Origin of the sequence: Actinospica durhamensis (assembly GCF_018139695.1) — a bacterium.
Taxonomy (GTDB): domain Bacteria; phylum Actinomycetota; class Actinomycetes; order Streptomycetales; family Catenulisporaceae; genus Actinospica; species Actinospica durhamensis.
On sequence record NZ_JAGSOG010000003.1, the window covers coordinates 18,971 to 42,786 of the forward strand.

The window sequence follows — 23,816 nt, forward strand, 5'->3', positions numbered from 1 at the left end:
GGAACTCAGAACCCTCCCGACGCCTCGGACGTGCTCAGCGCGACGTCGAAGACCTCCACGTCGCCGACCAGTCCGTGGAACGCGTCCGACGCCTGGCTGTTGTAGACCGCGCCCCCGACCATCAGGTCGCCGCTGCTCGCGAAGGGCGTCGGGTCGTTCACCGTGCTCTGCCACGCCCCGTTGACGTACAGCGACATGTTCCCGTTGCTCCCGTCGTAGACCCCGACGAGGTGGGTCCACGCGTCGAGCTTGGCGGTGTCGGCGGCCTGGGCGTGGATGCCGGTCGGATTGACGGTGTTCGTCGCGACGCGGGAGAAGGCCCAGCAGTTGCAGACCAGGAGGTACTGCAGATAGAAGCCGCTGTCCACGCCCGCGCCCTGGCTCACCACGGTCGCGGCGTACTGCGGCGCGGTGGGGTCCGAGGTCAGGTAGACCCAGGCCGAGACCGTGAAGCTGTGCCCGCTCGCGGTGTCGAGCACCGGACCCGAGGTGCCCATGTAGCTGTCGGTGCTCCCGGCGAACACGGCCGCGGCGCCGTCCCAGGACACGTTGTACGTCGAGCCGTCGTGCGATCCGGCCGTATCGGCGGCGCTGTGGTTGAGCGGCCAGTCGCCGATCGGCTTGGGCGCACTGGCCGTGGCGGTCACGACGTGCGTGACGACGGGAGCCGTCTTGACGACCGTGACCACGCTCTCGGGCGCCTTCGGGGCCGAGGGAGTCAGCCTCTTGCTCGGCGACTCGGCGGGGTCGGCACTCGGGCTCGGACTCGGCTTGGCGCTCGGGCTCGGGCTCACGGCCGGCCGGGTGGAGGCGGTCCGCAGCGGGAGTGTGGCCTGCCCGGCGTCCGCGGCGTTCACGGTCGGGGCATGGCCGCCCTGATATGCGACCAGGCCGGCCGCGCCGCCCGCCAGCGGCACGATCACCGCCACGGCGACCAGTGCCCTTCCATGCCGCACGGTGCGCCGCACGCGGGGTGCCGGCGCGCTCCGGGCGTCGTCGGACTCCCACACGAAGCGCTTCGGCTGCTCGGGATCCGTCCTGCGGTCACGCACCATCTGCGCACACTCCTGTGGTTCTCGTCCTGGTGGCCTCGGCGAGGGCGGCCGCCGGGATCCGGCAGCGCCCCCGATGCTGTGGTACGCGCCCGAACCGAGCCGCGTTCACCCCGAGCGAAGACGAGCGTGCGATGACGCGGCCGAGCGACTGGTCGGCGCTGGGCCTGTCCAGCGACCCGACCCCCGGCGACCCCGATCAGGTGCAGGACGTCTTCAACCTGATCAACTCGCTGGCCACGGACTACCAGACCATCCTGGACACGATCAACAAGGTCAACGGCTACGCCACCACCGGCAACCTCGTCGGGGCCACCGCGGACGCGCTCAAAGCGCAGATGAACGGCCGGATCACCCGGTTCGTGCAGAGCGCCCAGACGGCCTTCAGCCAGGCCGCGCCCGCGCTCCAGACGTACATCAACGCCCTCAACGACCATCAGGGCACCGCCGACAGCCTGCTGACACAGGCGCAGAACTCCGGCCTGAAGTCCGACGATCCGAAGGTCAAGGGCTGGGCCACCTCGGCCAACCAGGCCGGATCCGACCTCAAGGACGCGGAGGGCACCGCGGCCAAGGCCATCCAGAACCTGCCCGGGCCGTCGGACCCGCTCAGCCCCTGGCAGGAGTTCCTGCAGATCCTCGGCTGGATCGCACTGCTGCTGATCCTCCCGGCGATGATCTTCGGCGGCGTGATCGCGCTGGTCGAGTTCGTGGTCAACGCGATCTTGTTCGTCAACGCGCTGGTCGAGTTCGCGCAGGGCAACCTGAGCCTCGGCGGCCTGCTGCTCGCCGCGCTCGGCGTGATCGCGCCGACCACCCGCGGCATCTCCCTCGGCGAGCTGGCGGACCTGGTCAAGGGCATCGGCTCGTTCATCAAGGGCGGATTCGTCGACATCCGCGCCGGGCTGACCGACTTCATGGACCTGCTCAACACGACCAACTTCAGCGACCTGGTCACGGTCGAGAACCTGATGAAGCTGGGCAACTTCGTGCTCAAGGGCGGCGTCTGGGTCTTCACCGGGCTCAAGGACCTGCCAAGCACCCTGATCACCGCGGGCACGACGTTCGCGGCCAAGCTGGCCGACCTGATCGTGGCGGGCGGCCTGAAGATCTTCACCAGCGTGCGCACCGGCAGTTTCCTGAGCCTGATCCTGCCGATCGACGCGGTCGAGGTGCAGCGGCTCGGCCTGCTCGAGGGGCTGCGGCTGGGCTTCCTGGACCGCGGCCTCGGCATCACCGCCGACCCCGTCACGAATCTCAGCAACCTGAACAAACTCGCCCTCGCCGGGGTGCGCACGGGCGAGTTCCACTTCGCCGGCTTCAGCTATCTCGACGTTCCGCGCCCGGCCGCCGTCAACCTGAACCTGGCCCGGGGTCTGGACGCGGCCGTGCCGAAGCTCAACACGGACTTCACCATGGCCTCCCTGGACGCGCACCTCGAGGCCTCGCACGTGTCCCTCGGCAACCTCGCGGCCGGGTTCACGCACGGCTCGCTGGAGATCGGCGCCATCAGCATGCGCATGCCGCGCACCGCTCTGGGCCTGAACCATCTCGAGCTCCCCGACCTGCGTTTCCCCAAGGAACTCAACAACATCGGCCAGGGCACCGTCATCGCGAAGATGAACGATCTGTCCTTCGTGACAGTGCACGAGGACAAGCTGCCCGCGAACCTGGACGTGAACACGGGCGCCGTGAGCGTGCCGACGCTGCACACCGCCGACCTCTCGGTACCCTCGATCCACGCCGGGAACGTGAACGTCGCGGCGGTCCACACCGCCGACGTGAACGCCGGGAGCCTGCACGCCGGCGATCTGAACCTTCCCGGGCTCAACCACCTGAGCGTGCCGAACCTGGGCGCGAGCTCCGTACACACGGCAGGGAACCTCCGCGTCTCCGTGCCGACGCTGCACCTCGGCAACCTGAGCACGACCGACCTGCACGCCGTGGACCTCGCCTCGTCCTCCGCCACCCGCCTGCCGACCGCGCAGGACATGCCCAACCTCACCGCCATCGCGCACACGCAGGTCAACGTCGCCGAAACGCACGGGCTCGCCGTCACGCAGACCGGCGCCGGAGTCAGGATCGAGAGCACCACGGTCTCCGCCGGCACCGGGCACATCGACCCGGCAGGCGCGGTGCATCTGAGCAGCCCGGACGTCGGCGCACTGCAACACCTCGCGCCGACCGAGACTTCGACCACCGTGCACCTGTCCGCGACGACGCCGACCCCGCACCTGGACACCCCGCAGATCGACGCGACCCGGCTGGCCGCGGACCCGCACGGCACCGGCGTGCCGGCCGAGATCAGGGCCCTGCAAACCAACCCGGAGATCGCCGTCCACGCGGGCGATGCCGGCATGCACGTGGACATCCGCGAGGCCCAGATCGGCATCGACGGCACCGTGAAGTTCGACGGGGCCGCGACATTCGACGGAACCGTGAACTTCGGCGGCGCGGCGAAGCTCGACGGCGAGGTGAAGGCCGTGGCGCCCGCCGAGATACCCACCGTCACCGTCCACACCGAGCAGCCGACCACCATCCCGGCCGTGTCCAGCTCCTCCGTCGACGAGACCGCCGCCCACTCCGCGGGCGCGCGCGGCACCGATGTCTCCAGCCACTTCACCGAGCCGGATCTCGCGGGCGTGCCGGGCCTGATCGACCCGAACGCCGAGCGTCTGGCCGTCTCGTGGTCCGACTTCAAGCAGGCTCAGTACACGTACATCGAGGCCAAGGCCGAGCACGACCTCCAGTTCTCCGGGGCCGACCCTCAGGACGGCGTGGCCGGCGCCGCGTTCAACGGCAAGGCGCCGCAGACCGACGCGCAGATCGACGCGGCGGCCAAGCTCGACGCCGCCACGAAGCAGTTCACCGACGCGAACACCGGACTGCACGAGCTGCAGACCACCGCCGCCGCGCTCACCCTGCAAGACCACAGTGACCTGACGGCCTCGCTGCTCGCCCGCCCCCGGCTGGTCGGCGGTGCCCGCCCGGGCGACCGGCCGATCGCGGTCGATCCGGACACCGGCGCGACCACGGTCGCCATGCGCCCGCTCGGCCCGGACCACCAGCTGATCATCTCCTTCGGCGCGGACCGCACCGAGTTCGCCGAACTCGTCAACGTGCACACCGGCGACGTCGAAGTCGGCGGCACACTCACCGAGATCGACGCGCACGGCGGATTCCAGCTCCACGAGGCGGACGGCTGGCGCACCTGGCAGTTCGACGCCTCGGGCACGCTGACCGTAGAGCCCAAGCAGCTCTTCGACCACTTCGGCACACCGACACAGGGCCTGCACATCGACCACGGCGCCGGGCTCGCGCACACCGCCAACGACGACGGCACCACCGACGCCTGGAGCTTCCGGCCGAAGGACGACGGTTCCGGCGACTTCCGGCTCGCGATCCCCGGGCACGACGAGATCTGGCAGGACTTCGGCGAGGACGGCCGGATGGTCGGCTACGGCTTTCCGCTCCAGCACGCGGACGGCCACGCGATCGGCCACCTGGAGATCGACGTCCGCTCCACACCGCAGTTCCACAACGCGACCGTCGTCGGCCAGGACGGGGTCCGGGTGCCGCAGACGAACGCCGCGATCGACGGCCGGACGATCCTGATCACCAGGAACGACGGCAGCGTGATCGAGGTCTCCGACCGGGCCGGGTACGGCGAGCTCGTCGCCGCCGAACTCAGCGCGAGCCTCGGCGGCCGCGACCTCGAGTCGGTGCACGTGGACTACGCCGACGGCACGGCGAGCTTCCACGCCCCCGGCCTGCCGGACCAGCGCTGGGACTTCGCCCACGACGACGCGCACGCGGGCTTCACGCTGACCAGCCAGGACGGCGTGCACACGCTCACCTTCACCGCGGACGACGAGCTGCGCTCGAGCAGCCTGACCACCCGCGACCCGGTGACGGGCGACCTGACCGACCTGCACTTCGCCACCAACCACATGCCCGGCCCGAACGACGCCCCGCACACCTTCGAGGACGGCGACGGCACCGTGCTCGGCGGATTCCGGGCCGACCGGACCGCTGCCGGGCATTTCACCGTCACCGACACCCAGCACGGCAGCTACACCGACGGCTCGTTCACCGAGTTCGACGCCGTCACCGGCTCGGTGCGTACGCAGCGCACGAACCTCGAGGGCTTCGGCGGCCTGCACGTCCACGAGGACCACCTCAACCCGGACGTCGGCACCGGCACCCCGACGACCGGCGTGCGCGGCCCCGACGGGACTGCGCAGCCCGCCTTCAGCGCCTACCGCACCGACGCCGGCCACTTCATCGCCACCGACGCCCACGGTTCGTACGCCGAGTTCCACGGCGTCAGCGGCGAGATCCACTACCAGCGGCTGGTCCTCGAGGACTTCAACGGCCTGCACGTGCACGACGACCACGTGAACCTCACCGCCACCGGCCACTCGACGATCACGATCCGCGACGCGGACGACGCCGTGCTCGGCCACTTCGACGCCACCCGGTACGGCGACGAGCACTTCATGGTCACCGACCTGCGGCCGGGACACACGCAGGACACGTACACCGAGTTCCACGGCATGACCGGCGAGATCCGCACCCGGCGGATCAACCTGGAGCGCTTCGGCGACCTGCACATCCACGAGGACCACGTGCACGCCGACCCGGCCACCGGGGACCCGCGGATCACCATCCGCAACGACGACAACGCCGTGCTCGACGGGTTCCGGGGCGAACGCGCGGACAACGGGCACTTCCACGTGACCGAGACCGGTCCGGGACACCTGCCCGGCTCCCACGTCGAGTTCGACGGCGTCACCGGCACGATGAACTACCGACGCACGGACCTCGAGAGCTTCAACGGCCTGCATCTGCACGAGGACCACATCAACCTGGACCCGGACCGCCACGCGCAGACCACCGTGCGCGCCGGAGACGACACGATCGTCGGCCACTTCGACATCACCACGCCGCAGGCCGGGATCATCCGTCTCACCGACAACCGCCCCGGCCTGACCCTCGACGCGTTCGCCGAGTTCGACAGCGCGACCGGCACGATGCTGACGCGGCGGATCCACCTGCAGGACTCCAGCGGCCTGCGCGTGCACGAGGACCACGTCAACCTCGACGCCGACGGCAACCCGACGCTGAGCGTGCTCGACGGCGGCGGCGCCGACGTCACCCGCTTCACCCCGGCCCGCACCGCCGACGGGGGCGGCGTCGTCCTGACCGACACGGCCGCCGCGCATCTCGGCGACACGCGGACCTTCGACCTCGGCGGCCGGCTCACCGGCGCGCACATCACGATCCTGACGGCCAAGGGCCTGCGCACCGGCGACCACTTCGAGGTCCGCTTCACCGAGGCGAACGGCACGTGGACCGGACGCTGGACCCGCGTCGACGCGGCCGTGCGCGACCCGCGGCTGCCCGAGGCGTACAACGGCTCCGGAGCCGCGGCGATCAAGAAGAACGGCACGCTGGAGCTGGCCGGCGCGGACAAGACCGCCCTGTTCACCCGCGAGCGGCTGACCCTCGGCCAGGAACTCGACGTGCTCAAGTTCCCCAACGGCAAGCGGCAGTGGACCTCATGGGACGACGCCGGGCACCTGACGGACTCCGGCTTCCGGCGCTTCGCGAACGAGGACGGCGGAGTCGACGCCAAGGACGTCGACTCCGCCGGCCTGACGATCCGCCAGTACCGCGTCGGCATCGACGGCGGCCTGGTCCGCGGCGAACGGCTGCCCGACGGCACCTTCCGCTGGACCCGCTTCGACAAGGACGGCATGCCGAAGCTGGCCGGGACCCGGACCAGGCCCGCGCTCGGCGCCTTCGGCTGGAAGGACACCTTCCGCACCGGAACCGGGACCGAGCTCGCCCAGGAGCACTGGAGCGCGTTCAACCTCCCCGCGCACGGCGGCCACTACCGCGAGCACGGGATCTCCGGCGACGCGCGGGCCGGGTTCGGGGTCAAGCCCTCGTTCAAGGAGATCTCCCAGCAGGGCAAGGACACCGGCAGCCTCGAGGTGATCGGCGGCGGCCACACCCTCGGGTTCACCCGGTACTCGGAGCAGCGGATCCCCGACTTCCTGTGGAAGTGGAAGACCTCGAAGTACGGCACGATCGACTTCCCGACCCGCGGCTTCTTCATGGGCGACTCGCGCTTCCAGGTCTTCAGCTGGGTGGAGAAGGACGCGCACGGCGTGGAGATCGCGCACGGCGTCCGGGTCGCGACCCCGGACGGCTCGACCTTCGACTTCGCCGGGAACGGGCTGCTCGCCCGGAGCGTGATCAAGCTGGAGAACGGCAACAAGATCGAGATCGGCCGCGACGCCGACGGCCGCTGGGACACCTTCGCCCTGGACCCGGCCCGGCCCGATCTACGCCCCGCGAACACGCTCGATTGGCGCGAGGTGCGCGGCGACGGGACGGTGGCGCAGTCCGGCATCCGCACCTTCGAGGACGACAAGACCTGGGTCGACACGTTCCGGCACGACGGAACCGACTACGTGGCCAGATACGTCACCGACACCGGCGACGTCGTGCACTTCACCTCCGACATCAAGCCGCGCTTCGACCCGGGCCAGGCGCGCGGGGCGCGGTTCTCGGACGTGACGCCCACCGGCCGGATCCCGTCGATCACCCGCAACTCCATGGGCCAGCTCATCGGCCGCACCGACCACTTCGACGGCCGCGGCGCGGGCGACATCGTCGCACACGGCGATCCGCGCGCCGGGAACTGGAGCTGGCGCGACCCCCACACCGGCGTCGACGGCATCCGCGTCTCCGGCCGCAACACCCCGCGCAGCGGCTCCTGGGACGACTCGTTCACGGACTTCGAGGCGCACAACGGCCTGAACTTCCCGGTGCGCGACTTCCGGGCGCTGGACAAGGGCGCCTCGATCCGGGCCTGGCGCGGCGCGGACGGCGAGTGGCGCTCGGCGAAGTTCGACGGGAAGGGCGACCTCGACGCCGCGAGCACGGCCTTCCGTGAATGGAAGAACTCGCACGGGTTCTACCAGGGCCTGCCCGACGGGCTGCGCACCCCGAAGACGGCCGACTGGCGCGACTACCGCATCGTCGGCAATCAGCGCGTCGTCGTGCGCGAAGCGATCGACGGCAGGGTCCGCGTCTACGGCGACCCGGGGCAGTACGGCACCGACGTGTGGAAGGAGTACGACTTCGGATCCGTCTGGCGCCAGCGCGACCCCGTCGTCTCGCGGATCACGACCACGGACGCCGCGGGCGTGGCCACCGTGGTGCAGCGCACGAACTTCCTGGAGAAGGAGTCCTTCCAGAAGCAGTGGCGGCTCACCGACGGCGCCGGCCGGCTGCTGCGCTACCGCGGCATCCGGGGCGTGGTGATGGAGAGGGACACCTTCGGCCGGTGGCGGATGGTGGGCACCGAACGTGAGATCAGGGGCCTGGTACCCGAGCTCAACGAGTTCCGCGGCTGGAACCGGATGATCCGCGAGGCCAACCGGCTCGAGTTCACCAAGGAGGACGGCGCCGTCGGCACGTTCCACGCCTCGTGGGCCAGGATCAGCGAGAAGACCGCGATGGACTTCCTGCAGGACTTCCTGATCGACGTGGGCGCCAACATCATCATCACCGGCGCCACCGACGGCTGGAACTTCACCCCCGGCCAGTGGGGCAGCTTCTTCGCCGGCGGCGCCATCCGCAGCGGCGTGAAGGCCGGCTACGGCGTACTCACCGAGACCGCGCTCAAGGGCTTCCGCGACGGCCTGCGCAACATCGACGGCGGCAAGGACTGGAACCGGCAGCCGTACAACAACGACAAGCACTGGGACAACGAGTGGGCGGGCAACGAGAACCCGCAGCGCTGGCGCGCCGGCACCTTCGACTTCTTCATCGGCAACACCGCCGTCCCCGCCCTCGGCAGCTTCATCGCCACCCTGGTGACCGGCTCCACCTTCGGCTTCGGCAAGGAAGGCCTCACCCTCGACGGCGACCACCTCTGGCAGGCCGCCGGCCTGAGCCTGGCCGGCGGCCTCGTCGGCGGCCTCACCTTCGGCGCCGTCAAGACCTTCGGCCACCTCAGCCTGTCCGGCCGCTGGTTCCACCAGGGCGGCCTGCCCGACCTCGCCCTCACCTTCGGCGAGAAGCTGGCCATCGACTACCTCGTCAACGACCTGCTGGCCAACAAGACCGGCCTCACCGGCAGCTCCATCGCCAAGATAGTCGACGCCGGCCAGGACTCCGAGAACAGCACGGAGAACGGGTGAGAGCGGCGGTTCGGCAGTTCGGCAGCGCCGCTCGAGGTGACCTCTTGTATCAGGCGTCTGCGCTCTGGCCATCGGCTGACACAGCCGGCTGCGCCTGGCTCGCCATGCTGTGAGCGGCGTGTGCCTGCGCGAGGGCGGCCTGGACCGCAGCCTGCTCGCGCACCAAGTCGCGCTCGTAGGTGACCGCGCGCTTCTTCTGTCGGCTGCGCGCGCGGCGGTGCAGGTTCGCGGAGCGTACACCACGGATCGAGTTGATCAGCAGCAGGACCGGAACGATGAAGGCCTGAAAGAAGACGAGGTATTGCCCACCGTGGAACAGGAAGATCAGGTAGCAGCCGTAGCCGAGGAAACCCAGCCCGAAGAGCAGATTCAGCACGCGACCGGCTACGTTCAGCCCGGGCAGGACGCTCAGGCCGAGAAGCAGCACGCCGGAGACCGCCAGCAGGATGCAGTACCAGGAGAAACCTGCATGATTGTTGAAATCGAGGTTGCCCACGATATCCCCCCACGATTATTGATATGAGTACCTTCATGACGCGGAACGGAACTATAGCGGCCGCCGGTTGACCCACACAACGCGCTTGCGGGCCCGGTTCGTGCCGACCCCGTAACGGCCCGGCCCGGACCCACGCCGTTGTGGGTCCGGGCAGAGTTCAGGCCTTCGGCGGACCGAAGAGGGTGGCGGCGACGTGGTGGGTGTCTGCGTACTCGCGGACGGAGGTGATCTCGCCGTCGCGCACGGTGAAGACGCCCACGCACCGGTTGTCATAGGCGGCGCCGTTGGCGGCCAGGGCCTTGGAGGTCCACTCCGCCACCACTTGTTCGCCGGAGGCGAAGGCGTCGATCAGTTCGATGACGACCGGGGCGGAGGGGTCGAGGTAGGCGCCCATGCCGCCGAGGAAGTCGTCGACGATGGCGTCGCGGCCCTCCCACAGGCGGGAGATGGGCAGGCTGCCGGGGTAGAGCCAGGTCGCGTCCTCGGCGAAGCTCTCTCGGATGGTCTGGGCGTCGCCGTCGCGGACGGCCTCGACGTAGCGCACGACGACGGCCTTCGGGTCCAGGACCTTGTTCATGGTGGTGCTCCTTCGTTCTCTGATGCAGATGAATGATGTCAGGCGATGGTGAGTACTGCGTTGCCGCGGATCGCCCGGCCGCGCAGGCGGTCCAGGACCTCGGCGGTCCCGGCCCAGTCGGCGGTCAGGCCGATCTCGGGGTGCAGACGTCCGGCGGCGACCAGGCGGACGAGGGTGGCGAGGTCCTCGCCGTAGGGGGTGTCGAAGTCCGCGTAGGAGAAGTGCCGGATCACGGCGGAGGTCGGGCCGTAGAGGAAGTCGAAGAAGTTCAGCGTGGCGGGAGTGCGGCTGGCCTGGCCGAACCACACGAGCGTGCCGCGCGGGGCCAGCTTCGACGCGGCTGCCGCCAGGTTCGGGCCGCCGGTGGATTCGAGGACGAGGTCGAACGGTCCTGACGCGGCGGCCACCTCGTGCACGATCTCGGCCGCGCCCAGCTCCAGCAGCCGCCGGCCGCGCTCGGCCGAGCCGGTGACCGCGGTGACCAGCGCGCCGGCCGCCGCCGCGAGTTCGACGAAGTAGTGCCCGACCCCGCCCGAGGCCCCAGTGATCAGGATCCTGCGACCGGTGACGGCTCCGGCGACGCGCAGCAGCCGCAGCGCGGTCAGTCCGGCCAGGGGCAGGGCCGCGGCGGTCACACTGTCCACCTCGTCCGGCAGCTCGGCCAGGGAGCCGGTGGGCACCGCGACGTACTCGGCCCAGCCGGCCTGCGCCGGATGCCCGGCCACCCGGCGCCCGACCGCCGGCCCGGAGCCGTCCGCCGCGGCCTGTACGACGAGCCCGGCGATGTCCTTGCCCGGCCGCCAACCGGGCGGCGGCGCCTCGAGCAGGAAGGTCTCCCCGCGGTTGACCGAGTACGCCTCGACCTTGACCAGCGCCTCGTCCGGACGCAGCCGGGGCTCCTCGACCTCGGCGAGCTCCACGCTCGCGGCCGGGTCCCCGGTGGCGATCATGGCCTTCATGACAGTCCCCTCACCTTGCTCGTCCTCGTCGCCCGGCTGCCTCGTTCTCGGCGTCCCGGCCTCGAGACCCAGGTAACCGCGAAGCAGCCCCCTGTCTCCAACAACCGCCGGGACGGTTTGACAACCATCGGAGATCGGCCAAGGTAGAGAGCGTGGATCTTGACCTCGCTCAGGTACGCGCGTTCCTCGCGACCGCCGACCGGCTGCACTTCGGCCAGGCAGCCGAGGACCTGTCCCTCAGCCAACAGGCGCTCTCCAAGCGCATCGCACGGCTGGAGGCCGAGTTGGGCCTGCCGCTCTTCCTGCGCAGCCGGCAGACCGTCGAGCTGACCGAAGCCGGCCAGCGCTTCCTGGAGCCGGCCCGGCAGCTCGTCGCGGCCGGGGACCGGGCGGTCGCGGCCGCGCGCCACGTCGAGCGGCCGCTGCGCATCGACGTCTGGGGCCACCTGTTCGCACCGATGCGCACGCTGCGCCAGGCCCTCGACCGGCTGCCGGACCAGCCGGTCGAGGTCGGCGCGGCGCGGGACCTGCCCAGCGTGGCCGACACCCTCGCGCGGGCCGAGACCGACGTCGGCTTCGGCCGCGTCCACCGCAGCCGCGGGGGCGACGGCGAGGCTTCGGCGGCCGGCCTGACCCACCGCCTCGTCCGCCTCGAACCGCTGGACCTGGTCCTGGGCACGGGACACCCCCTCGCCGGCAGGACCGAGGTGCGTCCGAGCGAGCTGCGCGACAGCATCCTGTGGTGCCCGGCGGCCGTGGAACGCCTTGACCTGCTGCAGAGGTTCTCCGACGAATTCGGCGTGCCGACCGCGTCGGGCCCGGCGAACCTCGGCCTCGACCACTTCCTGGAGCAGGTGGCCGCCGACCCGCGCCGCGTCGGCCTCATCCCCGCCGACCTGGAGCCGGCCGAGCATGCGCCGGTACGGTTCGTCCCCTTGGTCGACCCGACGCCGCTCTACGCCTGGTCGCTACTGTGGCGCCCGGCGGACGCGCACCCCGGCATCGAACCGCTGCTGCGCGCGTTCGCCGACGTCGGCCGCAGCAGCCGATGGCTGGAGTACCGGCCGGGCAAGGACTGGCTCCCCGACACGGACACCGCCGACCTCGGGACGAGTCCGCTCAGGCGGCCTGGCGTGTGATCGCAGGGTTCGTCGGCCTGCGGTGCGGCCACAGCGGGAGTACCAGGCGCAACCGCCGTTCCGGGCCGATCAGGCGGGTCAGCACCCGGGCATGGACGAGCCCGCGGCCGCTCTGAGCCGGTGGCGCCACGCCGAGCGGGCCTTGAAGGGCTCTGAATCACCACTTCCCGCCGAGGTCAGAAACCTGATCGCGACTCTGATCGCGCGGGGCGTCGACGGCGAATCACCGGGCGGGGCGGCCCACTCCGCCGAAGTCGATCAGTGACCTGTCTTGCTCGTTTGAGCGCCGCGCAATCCATCGGGGCGGCGTCAGAATTTGCGCACGACCTTCGCGAGCAGGCGTTCGGCGTTCACCGGCCCCCACACGCGTGAGTCAACACTCTGTCGCCTATTGTCCCCGTGCACGACGACGCTGCCCGCCGGCACGCTGCTCCCGTCGCCGGTCTGCACCACACGCTTGATCACCAGGACGCCGTCCTCGGCCGCGGTCGCATCCTCCCCCGGCACGCGCAGGAGCACGACGTCGCCGACGCGTACCTGAGCGCCGCGCAGATGACGGATCAGCACGCGGTCGCCGGAGACGTAGGTCGGCGCCATGCTCGGGCCGCGCACGACGACGACGCCGTACCGGCTGCGCAGCGCGGTGACCGCGAACAGGAGGCACAGCGCCGCGAGCGCCGGGGCCAGGGCGTAGAACACGGGTGGACCTCCTCCGGATTGACGGCCGCCGGCCGGCCGGGACCGGCCGACGGCCGAACATGCATGTCAGCAGCCGAACAGGTCGCCCCAGTAGTAGACCGTGCACACGCGCTGGCCGCAGGAGTTCAGACAGTTACCCTCCGCCTCGTAGCTGGCGTACCAGGTGACGTTCTGGCAGTTGTTGAACTCGTAGGCGCAGGCTTGGGCTTCGGTGGTGGGCAGCACGCCGCGCAGCACGCGGTCACCGAGCCGTCCAAGGGCGTTGAGCATCGCTTTACCGTCCCTTCGTGTGGCTTGCAGGATGACTGCAAGAATATTCACAGAATCGTCAGGTTAGCAATGAGGCAAAGCAAGATTCTTATGATGAACCCAAACAGGGCCCTTGACCGCGAAGCAGCCAGCTGATAACCCTGTATTCAGTCAGCAAGAACAGAATGACCTGTCGCAATCCAGTAACGGATCACTGTCTGATTGTGAAGAGGTGCGCCATCATCTGGTCGTTCGAAGCCCAAGCCCGGCTCTCCCTCAGCGCGGTACTGGCCTACTCGGTCGTCGGCAAACTCGCCACGCGGGCGGCGCGCGACGCATACGTCGAAGCGGTCGCCTCGTTCGGCGGCCTCGGCCCACGCGGCGCCCGCACCGCCGCCCAAGTGCTCGCCGCCGTGATCATCACCGCCGAGGCGGTCCTCGGCGCGGGACTGTGGATCGCCGGATACTCGCGCGCCTGCCTGATCGGCACGGCCGTGCTGCTGCTCGTGTTCGCCGCCGCGCTCGGGCTCGGACTGCGCCGCGGAATCCACCGATCCTGCGCGTGCTTCGGCTCCGGCGGCGCGCCCGCCCGGCCGCTCGAGGTGGGGCGCGACGTCCTGCTGGCCGTGGTCGCGCTGCTGGGCGCGGCACGGGACGCGGCACCCACCGGAGCGCTGGCCGGACCCGCCGCAGCGAGCGCGGACCGCCTCCTGATCGCGCTGTTCACGGCCGTACTGGCAGCCGGCCTGCCCGAGTTCGCCGACATTCTCAACCCACGCAAACTCACCCCACGGAGCACAGCATGATCGCACTGGTCTGCGGCCTGGTGATCCTCGGCGTCATCGAACTCTTCCATCTGGCGGTCACCGCCTCCCTCGTCCGCCGGCTGCGCGAGCAGGGTCCGGCAAGCCCCGCCCCGGCGGAACAGATCGGCGGCCCAGAGGTCGGCGAACGGACACCGGCCGCCCGCACCGTTCCCGGCGTCCCCGAGGACACCGAGGTACTGTTCGGGTTCTTCAGCGTCGGCTGCCCCTCCTGCCGCACCGAGGCGCCGCGTTTCGCCAACGCCGTACCCGCACTCGGCGACGCCGGCGTGCACCCCATCGCCGTACTGGCCGGGCCGGGCGGCACGGAACGCGACGAGTACGCCGCACTGCTCGACCGCGTCGGCACGCCGGTACTCGACGACGCGGCGCGCGCGGCGTTCCGCTCCTTCGCCGTGCGCGGCACTCCCGCCTTCTTCCTGGTCCGCGGGGACGGGACCGTGCTCGGCAAGGGCGCGAGTGCCGCCGCCGCGCTGATCGCCTCCAACGCCAACCGCGAACCCGCGGCGGCCGGTGCGTAATCTACTCAGGGTCCTGCGTCTGCCCTGGCGCTGCGCCCCGGTCCTCGCCCTGGTCCAACTGCTGGCCACCACCGTCGCCGGCCTGGTTCCCGTCGCCGCCGCCGATCTGACCGCCGAGCTCATCGACCGGCTCGGCACCGGGCACCCGGCGCACGGCGCGCTGCTCTGGCCAACCGGCGCGCTGATCACGCTCGCCGCCCTCGGCGCCCTGCTCCAGCACGCGAACCGCTACGCGTCGCGAGAGCTGACCCGGCGGGTCGGCCTGCACACGCAGCAAGAACTGTTCGGCGCGGTGGCCGCGCGCGACGACCTCGCGACCCTGGAGAACCCGGGCTTCCACAACCAGGTCAGGCTCGCCCAGCAGGCCGCCGCCTCGGGTCCACAGCAACTCGTCAGCACCGTGCTCTCGATCCTGCAGAGCGCGATCGCCACCATCGGCTTCCTGCTCAGCTGCGCCGCCTTCGCGCCGCTGCCGACCCTGCTCGTGATCCTCTCGGCCACGCCCGGCATCGTGGCCCAGCGACGCCTCGTGCGCCTGCGCGCGAACGCCACGGTCAGCTCGGCACCGCACCTTCGCAGACAACTGTTCTACGTCCAACTCCTCCTGGACCTGCGCGCGGCGAAGGAGATCCGGCTGTTCGGCATCGGCCTGCCACTCCTGCACCGGCTGCGCGAGGAGACCGATCACGCGAACCGGCTCGACCGCACCGTCGACGTCGCGACCCTGCGCACCGACGCCGCGCTCTCCCTGCTCACCGCGGTCGCATCCGGCGGCGCGCTCGGATCCGTCGTCTTCGAGATCGCCCACGGCAACGGCTCGGTCGGCGACCTCGCCGTCCTGATCGCCGCACTCGCCGGCGTGCAGAGCGGCGTCGCCGGAATCGTCAGCCAGATCGCGAACCTCTCGCAGACGCTCGCCCTGTTCGGCCACTACACGAGCCTCGTCCACGACGGCCCGCACGCGCCGAGGCCCGAAGCGTCGTCGGCGGCCGCAGCCACTCCCCCGGCAGACCGTCTCGCTCCGTGCATCCGCTTCGAGTCCGTCTGGTTCCGCTACGACGAACACGGCCCCTGGATCCTGCGCGACCTCGACCTGTGCCTGCCGCCGGGCGTCGTCGTGGGGCTGGTCGGGCTCAACGGCGCGGGCAAGTCGACGCTCGCGAAGCTGCTGTGCCGCCTCTACGAGCCGACGCGCGGCACCATCACCTGGGACGGCGTCGACATCCGGACGATCGCCATGGCCGAGTACCGCTCCCGGGTCAGCGCCGTGTTCCAGGACTTCATGACCTACGACCTGTCCGCACACGACAACATCGCGCTCGGCGCGGCCGGTGGTGACGGCGGCGGGAGTGGCGGCGGTGGCGCTGCCGACGGTGACGGCGGCGAGCCGGGCTTCGGCGTCACGCGCGAGGCCGTGCAGGACGCGGCCGAGGCGGCCGGCGCGCACGAGATCGTCACCCGGCTCCCGGTCGGCTACGACAGCATGCTCAGCCGCATGTTCGCCGACGCCCGCCCCTCGACACCCGGCGCCGCCGTCCCCGGCGTGCTGCTGTCCGGAGGCCAGTGGCAACGCGTCGCCCTCGCCCGCGCCGCCGTACGCGGCCGAGCACGCCTGTTCATCCTCGACGAACCCGCCGCCAGCCTCGACCCGTTCGCGGAGGCCGAGCAGCGCAGCCGCATGAGGACCCTGCTCGAGGGCAAGACCGGACTCCTGATCAGCCACCGCCTCGACGCGATCCGCCGAGCCGGCCACATCGTGGTGCTGCGCGAAGGCAGGGTGGTGGAACAGGGTGCTCACGATGCGCTGCTCGCCGCCGACGGCGACTACGCGCGCCTGTTCCGCCTCCAGGCCCAGGGCTTCGGCGACGAAGTCGAGCCGCGAGTGGGTCAGTCCGTCGGGCAGGGCTCGGACAAGAGCTGAAGCCTGGCGTCCGCCGCTTCGTGAGCCTGGGGAACGAGCGGATCCCGGGCGATCTCACGCAGCCGCTGCCGGACTCCGACGCTGTCAGGTGCCGTTGCGCACGCGAGGATCTGGACTTCTTCTTGGCAGTCGAACAGACCCTCTTCAGCACACGCCTCAGCCCAGGGCGCACGGCACCCGACGAGCGCCTGGAGGAAATTCGGCCTGGCCAGCGAATGAGGAGTGGCCTCCCAGGCGGCCATGAGGTCGCCGACCGCGTCAGGCGCGCCGATTCTTCCCAAGCCTCGTGCGGGAGTCTCGGCCGCGCACCAATCGCCGCCGGCGACGTAGCCGTTCAGGGCCGCGTGCAGCGTCCCGACATCGCCGGTGTCTCCATGCTCGGCCAATACTCTGATCCCGAGGCGCGCCAGCGTGGGGCTTCCGCCCACACTCCATACGCGGGCCCGAGGAACGGCGGCCGACCCCAGGTGATCGAGTGCCTGCGACATGCCGGGAACTCCCGCCGGCGGGTTGTCCCGGCAGATCTCTTCAGCGAGGTCGAGAACACGATGCTCACCTCGCCGCCCCAGTTCCGCCAGCGCGTGGGCACGTTCTTGGCCACCGGTCGCGACACCCCGGACCAGGTCATCAAGCGAGGCTTCAGTCGCTTCCTGCCGTCGCGCTCGGTATGCGGATCCCGCCCGTGGCCTCGCTTCGCGCGAGGCGGAGATCTCGTCGAGGATACGTCGCTCCATCGGGGCCAACGGCAGTCCCAGCCGATGTATGAGTCCGGCAAGATAACTGTCACGCTCATCGCAGGCATGATCCCAGCGCAGGTCCTCGAACAGGCACTCGTACACTGCCTCGGCCGCGGTCGGCTCGGTCTCCGCGCGTTGCACCGCGATGCCACGTCCGCGACGCAACTGCCCCCGAAGGTCCCAGGGCTGTCGTAATCAGTCATCGAGGCAAGTATCAGCGGCACTATCCCGGCGTCGCGAGTCCTTTTACCCGCGAGACGACCTTCGCCTCGGCGGGAGCGCACAGTCCGAAGTGAGCGATCACTTCGTCGGCAACCTGACCAGGTGTCCGGAGCGTGTTCTCGAGGCGCAGGTAGTCCTCGCGCTCGTCGAACATGCCGCCGGAGTTCAGCTGGTAGCGCGTGTCGAGCTCCAACAGGCTGCGCCGGGAAGACTCCAGGTTGCGCTTCGACGGCTTCTCGGCCAGGCGCGATTCGCCCACGTTGCGCAGCAGTCGTTCGCTCTGGGGTGCCTCGAGTTCCAGGAACAGCACACGTCCACCGCGTTCGCGGAACGGCCTCGCATACGCCTCGACGGCCTCGTGGTCGCCCAGATCGTCGAACGCCCAGACGTAGGTGAACACGAGGCCAGGACCGTGGGGCCTGTTATCTGAGGCGGGGTGATCGCGCGCCGGCCTCGGCCTCAGCCACCGTCACCATCACCGTCGTTCGGCGGGATCGTCCATCGAAGTACCGCCCCGCCGGACGTCCCCGACTCACCGTGCCCGGATACACCTGGCCGAACTCCGAGCTCCGAACTCCGAACTCCGAGCTCCACCTCGAGCACCGCGATCGACACGGTCGGGCCGTCGCTGCCATCATGATCCGATGCCTGATTCGCCTTTGACGGAGTCGTGGATGCTCGGCGTGGCCGGCAACTCGGCCGCGCCGTCGAGTGTGTTGCTGCGCCTGCTCGGCGAAGAGGGCCGACCCGCGTGGCGGACGCTGTGCCGCGAGCGCGCTCTGCCCGAGGACGTCATCGAAGCGGTCCTCACGCATCCCGCGCGCGCCGTGCGTGTCGGCATCGCCCGTAACCCGTATGTCGAGCCGGAGCAACGCGCCCGGCTCGTCGAGGACGCCAACCCTTGGGTCCGTGCCGCCCTGGCCACCGGTCCGTCGCACATGAGCCGGCCCAAACCACTGCCCGACGCCACGATCGTCCGGCTGCTCACGGCGCGCTATCCGGACGGCAATCCGGCTACGATCGCCGCGCGCGAGATCCGCGAGGAACTGTCGGGCTCCGGCCAGGTTCCCCAGTCGTTTCGGCGGGCCGCGCTCACCCACCCCGACCCCCTGGTTCGGGCCTTCGGCGTGAGCATGTGGCTGTTTCTGACTCCCGAACAGCGCGCGCCACTGCTGATCGACCCCGCCCCCGAAGTGCAGGAACCGCTCCGATGGCACCTACGCCTCTTGGACCCCGAGACGGCGGCCGAGCAGCTGCCCGATCAGGACTGCCACTACCGCTATATGATCCTGGCCAACTACGCCGTCTCCCCCGCTGTCGCCGAACGCTGCTTCGCCGAGCAGCGCAATCTGTGGGCCCTGGCCGGCAACCCGCACACCCCGTACGAGTTCGTCCAACGACTCGCGCGCGAGGCCGATCCGGCCATCCGCGCGCGTGTCGCCGCTCGAAGCGATCTCGACCCGGATCTCTACGCGCGGCTCGCCGAGGATCCCGAACCCGTGGTGCGCACGCGAATCCTGGTGCACGAGCTGCCACGCACCGAAACCCAATGCCGGATCATCGACTCTTTCATAGGCAGATCCGCTGACGATATCGGCATGATCCGCGAGTGGTCGTTCAACCCGGCGCCGCCCGAGTGGTTCGCCTCCTGCGCGCTCTCCGGCCACCCGCTGCTGCGCCGGATCGCCGCGAGCTTCGCTCAGCTGCCAACCGGCTTGGCCGAGCGGCTCGCCCAGGATCCCGACGACGACGTGCGCCACCTGCTCGCGTACAACCACCCCCTCGCCCCGCCCCATCTCCTGCTCGAAGCCTTCATCGCCGGCCGCCGAAGCCGCCGCCACCTCCTCGGCGATCCGCGGCTGCCTCGCACCGGCCTGGCCTACCTGCTCGACCACCAGGACCCTGAGGTACGCGCCCTCGCCACCGCCGACACCACGCTGCCCCAGCCGCCGGTGGCGCAACTCGCCGACTCCGAGTCCGCGCGGCCGCTGCCGCGAGCCCACTGCTCCCGGCCGAGCTGCTCGCGGAGCTTCTCCACGACCCCGAACACGCCCAGGCGGCCGCGAGCAACTCGGGCCTTCCCGCGCAGCGCCTGCACGAGCTGCTCGACCAGGCCGGGATCCCGCGTTCACCGGGTGGTGGGACGCCCCGGAACGCGAAACCCGCGCTGCCCTAAGCTGCACGGATGCGCAGGATGAGGCGCCTGGCGGGTTCCGCCCGCCGGGCCCCTCGACGTTCGCCGCCGATCTCACCTCGTGCGGCGCAGATGAAGGAGGAATCGTGGACGGTGCCGTGGCGCAGCCCAACGGGTTCGACTTGACCGGCCGTGCCGCCCTGGTCACCGGTGCCGCGCGCGGCTTGGGCCGGGCCATCGCCCTCGCGCTCGCGGCGGCCGGTGCGGACGTGGCGCTCGGCCTGCGCGACGAGGCCTCAGGCGTCGAGCTCGCGGCACAGATCGAGGCGCTCGGGCGGCGCGCGCTGCCGCTGCAGATGGACGTCACGGATCTCGGCCAGATCGAGGACGCGACCGCGCGTGCCGACGAGTACTTCGGCGGGATCGACATCCTGGTCAACAACGCCGGGATCGCCATCGGGAACCCGGCCGAGAAGGTCGAGCCCGCGGACTACGACCGCGTCATGGCGATCAACGTCCGCGGCACGTTCTTCACCTGCCAGGCGGTGGGCCGCCGGATGATCGCCCGGGGCGGCGGACGGATCGTCAACCTCTCCTCCCAGGCCGGCCTCGTCGCGCTGCCCACCGAATCCGTGTACTGCATGACCAAGGCCGCGATCTCGCACCTGACCAAGTGCCTCGCCGTCGAGTGGGGCCGCCACGGCGTGGCCGTCAACGCGGTCGCGCCGACGTTCATCGACACCCCGGGCACCGAGCCCGCGCTCGCGGACCCGGCGTTCCGCGCCGACGTCGTGGAGCGGATCGCCGCGCTGCACCGGATCGGTGTGCCGGACGAGGTCGCCTCGGCCGTGCTCTACCTCGCTTCCCCCGCGGCCTCCCTCGTCACCGGGCACACCCTCGTGGTCGACGGCGGCTGGACCGCGCGCTGAAGTCGAGCTCGAAGTCAAAGCCCTGCCAGACCCTCACCGCTCATACAGGAGAACACACATCGTGACCAGCATCCTCGTCACCGGCTCGACCCAGGGCATCGGCCTGGAGACCGCCGCCACGCTGATCGCGGCCGGGCACAAGGTCGTGCTGCACGCGCGCGACGCCGCCCGTGCCGCCGAGGCCCGCGCCGCGCTGCCGGACGCCGCCGGAGTCCTCGTCGGGGACCTCGGTTCCCTGGCACAGACGCGCGAGATCGCCGAACAGGCCGGGCAGCTCGGGCCGTTCGACGTGGTCATCCACAACGCGGGCGTCGGCGGGGGCGTGCCCGAGCGGTCCGTCACCCAGGACGGCCTCGAGCGCATCTTCCAGATCAACGTGGTCGCGCCCTACCTGCTGACCGCGCTCATGCCGCGCCCGGCCCGCCTGGTGTACCTGACCTCGGGACTCCAGGAGGACGGCGAGGTGCACTGGGACGACCTGCAGTTCGGCAGTCGCGAGTGGGACGGGATGCAGGCCTACAGCGACTCGAAGCTCTACGACGTCATGCTCGCCTTCGCCGTCGCGCGGCGCTGGCCCGACACGATCGTCAACGCCGTCGACCCGGGCTGGATCAAGACGCGGATGGGCGGACCCGCCGCCACCGACACGATCGAGCAGGGTGCTGACACGCCGGTGTGGCTCGCCACGGGCGAGGAGGACGAGGCGACCCGATCAGGCCGCTACCTCAAGCACCGCCGTACCCTCACGGCCAACCCGGAAGCGCTGGACGAGAAGCAGCAGGACACGCTGCTCGCGCGGCTCGCCGAGATCACCGGCGCGCAACTGCCGTAGGTTCGGCGCTATTCGCACTGCCAGGTGAAGGTGGCCCGGTCGAAGCGGCCCGCGGCGAGGTCGTCGCGGCGGATCAGCCAGTAGAGCCGGCCGGCGTCACCCCAACCCATGGCGGTGCGTGCGTCGCTGTCGATCTGGGCGAGCAGGACGAGTTGGGCGGCGGTGTCCTTGCGGGCCTTGGCGTCCTGCTCGTCGTCGGCCGGGTGGAAGATGTGGGCGCCTTCCGGCTCCACTTGGCCCTGGAGCGGCAGCGCGTATCCGCCGATGCGGTGGTGCGGCGAGTGGTCGCGGCGGAACGCGGTCAGCGCCTCCCAGAAGTCGGCGCCGTCGGGGTCGGTGGTGGGGTAGTCGCAGTAGCCGACCGCGTCGTCGGGGTCGCCGAACGCCGCGATGAGCGCCGGGTTGCCGTTGTCCGGGACGGTGGTGATCATCTCGCCGGCGAGGTCGAGGCGCGGGTACGGGTCGGCTCCGTCGGGACGGGTACGCGGGGCCGTGGCGCTGCCGGCCGGGACGTACAGGACGCGGGTGCCGTTGATGACGCTGTCCGGGTCGTTGTAGGCGACCGAGCTGTCGCCGAGTCCGTCGAAGTAGAAGAACAGCAGGGTGCCGTCCTGCGGCAGCGGGATGTCGAGGTGCTGCGTCGGCACCTGGGAGCAGTCGAGGGCCGCGACGAAGTACAGCGGCCCGTGCCCCTCCCACGTCGGCCACGCCACGTCAGCGGGCAGGTCGGGGTCGCCGCCGAGGTAGCCCACGCGCTGCTCGCCGGGCTCGAGCGCCCGCAGGTGGAAGGCGGGGCGCAGCAGTCCCATCCATGTCTCGGCGTCGGCGGCACTGAAGTACTGGAGTCCGGCTTGCGCCAGCGGGGAATCGCTCATCTGCATGGACTTCATCGTGCCAGGCCCCGTCGGGACCGAGCCAGGGCTGCGCCGCAGGATTGTTCCTACGGACAATGGTCTTAGTTCCGAAGAGGCAGCTGCCGTCCGGCGCGGAGCGTTCTCGACGTGTTGAAGCTCAGGGCGTACGCGGCGGCCGCGAGTTCGGCGACGCCGTGCGGTTCGGAGAGCGAGCGGCCGGTCAGTTCCTGTACGCGGCGGAGTCGGTAACGGACGGTGTTCGGGTGGCAGTAAAGGGCTTCCGCGGCACGCTCTGCCGAGCCCGCGTGCTCGAAGTAGGCGTGGAGCGTCTCGAGCAGCGGCGTGCGGTCTTCCGGGGGCAGGCCGAGGACGGGGCCGAGTACTTCGTCCGCGAGGCGGTGGCCTTCGGCGGGTTCGCACACCATCAGCGCGGCCAGCGGGCTCGGGTCGAACACACGCACTTCGGCCTTGCCGTCCGGCAGGGCGCTGAGTGCCGCCTGGGCCAGGCGCAGGGCGCGCGGGGTGTCGGTGAGCGCGCGATAGAGCGGGCTCACGCCGGTGCGTGCCAGGGCGATCTCCCCCAGGACGGCCAGCAGCGTCTCGTGTTGCTTGGCGGCTACGGAGATCACGCCGAGTTGCTGGTTCGGAGTCAGCCGCCACGCGGAGACGATGCCTTGGGCAGCGAGTCTGCGCTCGACGCCCGGCAGGCTCGCCTCGGCCAGGGCGTGGGTGTCCGCGGCCACGACCACGAGCTGTCGGTCGGCGGGAAGGCCGAGAAGCGCCGCGGCTTCCCAGGGGGCGGCATCAGGGCTGCGCTGTCCTGTGAGTAAGGCCTCTACCAAAGCGGAGCGCCGCTGCTGGCTGGCGAGCAGCAACTCGGCGGTCGCCGCCCGGTATGCCTCGGTGAGCGCGAGAGCGTGCTGGTCGGTCAGCCGCAGGATCATGCCCGCCGCCGTGAGCAGCGCCTCGGTGGCCTCGGGCCGTGCTTCGTGGCGGGCCCGCTCGGCCAGGGCGTCCCACAGCGACGTGAAACAGATCCGGTAGCACTGCAAGACCTCGGGCAACGGCGCACCCTGCTGAGCCCGCCGGCGGCCGGTGGCCTCCGGGGCGGCCAGGTCGAGCGGAGCCTGCGGGTGGCCGATCGCGGTGACCAGGAAGCGGAGATTGCGCTCGATCGAGCGGCTCAGCTCCTCGGCGGGCACGACCTGCTCGTCGCGGTAGAACGCAATGCGCTCGACGGTCGCGGCGCACGCGTCGGAAATCAGCCGGGGCAGCTGCGCCTCGGCCCACGTGGCCAGCTCGGCCAACTCGTTGCGGCTCATGGACTTGCCGAACTCCCCTTCTCCTGGCCAGTCCCGCCAAGCCTAGTTCCTCAGCCGACCCCTTCCGGGAGGGGCATGTCGGCCGTAGCCGGCAGTGAAGCTTTCACTCCGGCGTACCGCGCGCGGCGCC

General features: G+C 70.7%; 19 protein-coding genes. 9 read left to right on the plus strand and 10 right to left on the minus strand.

Features of this window, described 5'->3' with window-relative positions; translation table 11 throughout:
* Window positions 1-5: 5 nt before the first annotated feature.
* Entirely contained in the window at window positions 6-1,055 is a 1,050-nt protein-coding gene (locus KDL01_RS01060; RefSeq protein ID WP_212526361.1) for a LamG domain-containing protein, read from the minus strand.
* A 131-nt stretch (window positions 1,056-1,186) separates the two neighbouring features.
* On the opposite strand from KDL01_RS01060, the gene KDL01_RS01065 reads away from it, so the two are divergent.
* Window positions 1,187-9,271, plus strand: a complete 8,085-nt coding sequence (locus KDL01_RS01065) for an RHS repeat domain-containing protein (protein WP_212526362.1) — start codon at window positions 1,187-1,189, stop codon at window positions 9,269-9,271.
* A gap of 49 nt (window positions 9,272-9,320) precedes the next feature.
* On the opposite strand, the gene KDL01_RS01070 is transcribed toward KDL01_RS01065, so the two are convergent.
* From KDL01_RS01070 to KDL01_RS01080, 3 genes are all read right to left on the minus strand, one after another.
* Entirely contained in the window at window positions 9,321-9,767 is a 447-nt protein-coding gene (locus tag KDL01_RS01070) for a hypothetical protein (protein WP_212526363.1), read from the minus strand.
* 157 nt (window positions 9,768-9,924) lie between these two features.
* Window positions 9,925-10,344: a nuclear transport factor 2 family protein gene (locus tag KDL01_RS01075; protein WP_212526364.1), complete on the minus strand. Its 420-nt coding sequence runs from the start codon at window positions 10,342-10,344 to the stop codon at window positions 9,925-9,927.
* A 38-nt stretch (window positions 10,345-10,382) separates the two neighbouring features.
* A complete protein-coding gene (locus tag KDL01_RS01080; RefSeq protein WP_212526365.1) occupies window positions 10,383-11,303 on the minus strand; it encodes a zinc-binding dehydrogenase in 921 nt (306 codons plus the stop codon).
* A 152-nt stretch (window positions 11,304-11,455) separates the two neighbouring features.
* Between KDL01_RS01080 and KDL01_RS01085 the strand changes: the two genes are divergently transcribed.
* Together KDL01_RS01085 and KDL01_RS01090 are read left to right on the plus strand one after the other, a co-directional pair.
* Window positions 11,456-12,442 (plus strand): LysR family transcriptional regulator, encoded by a 987-nt coding sequence (locus KDL01_RS01085; protein ID WP_212526366.1) that lies wholly within the window; start codon window positions 11,456-11,458, stop codon window positions 12,440-12,442.
* 91 nt (window positions 12,443-12,533) lie between these two features.
* The gene (locus KDL01_RS01090; protein WP_212526367.1) at window positions 12,534-12,707 is read left to right on the plus strand and encodes a hypothetical protein; all 174 of its coding nucleotides are present in this window, start codon (window positions 12,534-12,536) and stop codon (window positions 12,705-12,707) included.
* 44 nt (window positions 12,708-12,751) lie between these two features.
* Here KDL01_RS01090 and KDL01_RS01095 read toward each other — a convergent pair whose 3' ends face one another.
* A complete protein-coding gene (locus tag KDL01_RS01095) occupies window positions 12,752-13,141 on the minus strand; it encodes a S26 family signal peptidase (RefSeq protein ID WP_212526368.1) in 390 nt (129 codons plus the stop codon).
* A gap of 66 nt (window positions 13,142-13,207) precedes the next feature.
* Window positions 13,208-13,411 carry a hypothetical protein gene (locus KDL01_RS01100; protein WP_212526369.1) on the minus strand — a complete coding sequence of 68 codons (204 nt, stop codon included), beginning with the start codon at window positions 13,409-13,411 and terminating at the stop codon, window positions 13,208-13,210.
* Between the two features lie 203 nt (window positions 13,412-13,614).
* Here KDL01_RS01100 and KDL01_RS01105 point away from each other — a divergent pair, with 203 nt between their 5' ends.
* From KDL01_RS01105 to KDL01_RS45035, 3 genes are read left to right on the plus strand one after another with little or no spacing between them, the layout of a single operon-like run.
* Window positions 13,615-14,196, plus strand: a complete 582-nt coding sequence (locus KDL01_RS01105; protein ID WP_212526370.1) for a MauE/DoxX family redox-associated membrane protein — start codon at window positions 13,615-13,617, stop codon at window positions 14,194-14,196.
* On the plus strand, window positions 14,193-14,735 hold the full coding sequence (locus KDL01_RS01110; protein ID WP_212526371.1) for a peroxiredoxin family protein: 543 nt from the start codon (window positions 14,193-14,195) through the stop codon (window positions 14,733-14,735). The genes KDL01_RS01105 and KDL01_RS01110 overlap by 4 nt, the downstream gene beginning before the upstream one ends.
* A complete protein-coding gene (locus tag KDL01_RS45035) occupies window positions 14,728-16,656 on the plus strand; it encodes an ABC transporter ATP-binding protein (RefSeq protein ID WP_212526372.1) in 1,929 nt (642 codons plus the stop codon). Before KDL01_RS01110 ends, KDL01_RS45035 begins: the two co-directional genes overlap by 8 nt.
* Here KDL01_RS45035 and KDL01_RS01120 read toward each other — a convergent pair.
* Window positions 16,623-17,534, minus strand: a complete 912-nt coding sequence (locus KDL01_RS01120) for a hypothetical protein (protein ID WP_212526373.1) — start codon at window positions 17,532-17,534, stop codon at window positions 16,623-16,625. The genes KDL01_RS45035 and KDL01_RS01120 overlap by 34 nt on opposite strands.
* An 82-nt stretch (window positions 17,535-17,616) precedes the next feature.
* Window positions 17,617-18,015 carry a hypothetical protein gene (locus KDL01_RS01125; protein ID WP_212526374.1) on the minus strand — a complete coding sequence of 133 codons (399 nt, stop codon included), beginning with the start codon at window positions 18,013-18,015 and terminating at the stop codon, window positions 17,617-17,619.
* Between the two features lie 274 nt (window positions 18,016-18,289).
* Here KDL01_RS01125 and KDL01_RS01130 point away from each other — a divergent pair, with 274 nt between their 5' ends.
* The 3 genes from KDL01_RS01130 (at window position 18,290) to KDL01_RS01140 (ending at window position 21,510) form a co-directional block, all read left to right on the plus strand.
* Window positions 18,290-19,813: a hypothetical protein gene (locus KDL01_RS01130; protein ID WP_212526375.1), complete on the plus strand. Its 1,524-nt coding sequence runs from the start codon at window positions 18,290-18,292 to the stop codon at window positions 19,811-19,813.
* A gap of 82 nt (window positions 19,814-19,895) precedes the next feature.
* Window positions 19,896-20,678 (plus strand): SDR family NAD(P)-dependent oxidoreductase, encoded by a 783-nt coding sequence (locus KDL01_RS01135; RefSeq protein WP_212526376.1) that lies wholly within the window; start codon window positions 19,896-19,898, stop codon window positions 20,676-20,678.
* 61 nt (window positions 20,679-20,739) lie between these two features.
* On the plus strand, window positions 20,740-21,510 hold the full coding sequence (locus KDL01_RS01140; RefSeq protein WP_212526377.1) for an SDR family NAD(P)-dependent oxidoreductase: 771 nt from the start codon (window positions 20,740-20,742) through the stop codon (window positions 21,508-21,510).
* A gap of 8 nt (window positions 21,511-21,518) precedes the next feature.
* Here the strand turns inward: KDL01_RS01140 and KDL01_RS01145 are convergent, their stop codons facing one another.
* Complete coding sequence (locus tag KDL01_RS01145) at window positions 21,519-22,391, minus strand: YwqG family protein (protein WP_212526378.1); 873 nt, start codon at window positions 22,389-22,391, stop codon at window positions 21,519-21,521.
* A gap of 74 nt (window positions 22,392-22,465) precedes the next feature.
* Entirely contained in the window at window positions 22,466-23,686 is a 1,221-nt protein-coding gene (locus KDL01_RS01150; RefSeq protein ID WP_212526379.1) for a PucR family transcriptional regulator, read from the minus strand.
* Window positions 23,687-23,816: the final 130 nt, after the last annotated feature.

Excerpts from the sequence above, each read along its gene's own strand:
- KDL01_RS01060 (WP_212526361.1), bottom strand. The coding sequence starts at position 1,055 with ATGGTGCGTGACCGCAGGACGGATCCCGAGCAGCCGAAGCGCTTCGTG.
- KDL01_RS01080 (WP_212526365.1), bottom strand. The coding sequence starts at position 11,303 with ATGAAGGCCATGATCGCCACCGGGGACCCGGCCGCGAGCGTGGAGCTC.
- KDL01_RS01075 (WP_212526364.1), bottom strand. The coding sequence starts at position 10,344 with ATGAACAAGGTCCTGGACCCGAAGGCCGTCGTCGTGCGCTACGTCGAG.
- KDL01_RS01110 (WP_212526371.1), top strand. The coding sequence starts at position 14,193 with ATGATCGCACTGGTCTGCGGCCTGGTGATCCTCGGCGTCATCGAACTC.
- KDL01_RS01065 (WP_212526362.1), top strand. The coding sequence starts at position 1,187 with ATGACGCGGCCGAGCGACTGGTCGGCGCTGGGCCTGTCCAGCGACCCG.
- KDL01_RS01145 (WP_212526378.1), bottom strand. The coding sequence starts at position 22,391 with ATGCAGATGAGCGATTCCCCGCTGGCGCAAGCCGGACTCCAGTACTTC.
- KDL01_RS01100 (WP_212526369.1), bottom strand. The coding sequence starts at position 13,411 with ATGCTCAACGCCCTTGGACGGCTCGGTGACCGCGTGCTGCGCGGCGTG.
- KDL01_RS01090 (WP_212526367.1), top strand. The coding sequence starts at position 12,534 with ATGGACGAGCCCGCGGCCGCTCTGAGCCGGTGGCGCCACGCCGAGCGG.
- KDL01_RS01130 (WP_212526375.1), top strand. The coding sequence starts at position 18,290 with ATGCTCGGCGTGGCCGGCAACTCGGCCGCGCCGTCGAGTGTGTTGCTG.
- KDL01_RS01150 (WP_212526379.1), bottom strand. The coding sequence starts at position 23,686 with ATGAGCCGCAACGAGTTGGCCGAGCTGGCCACGTGGGCCGAGGCGCAG.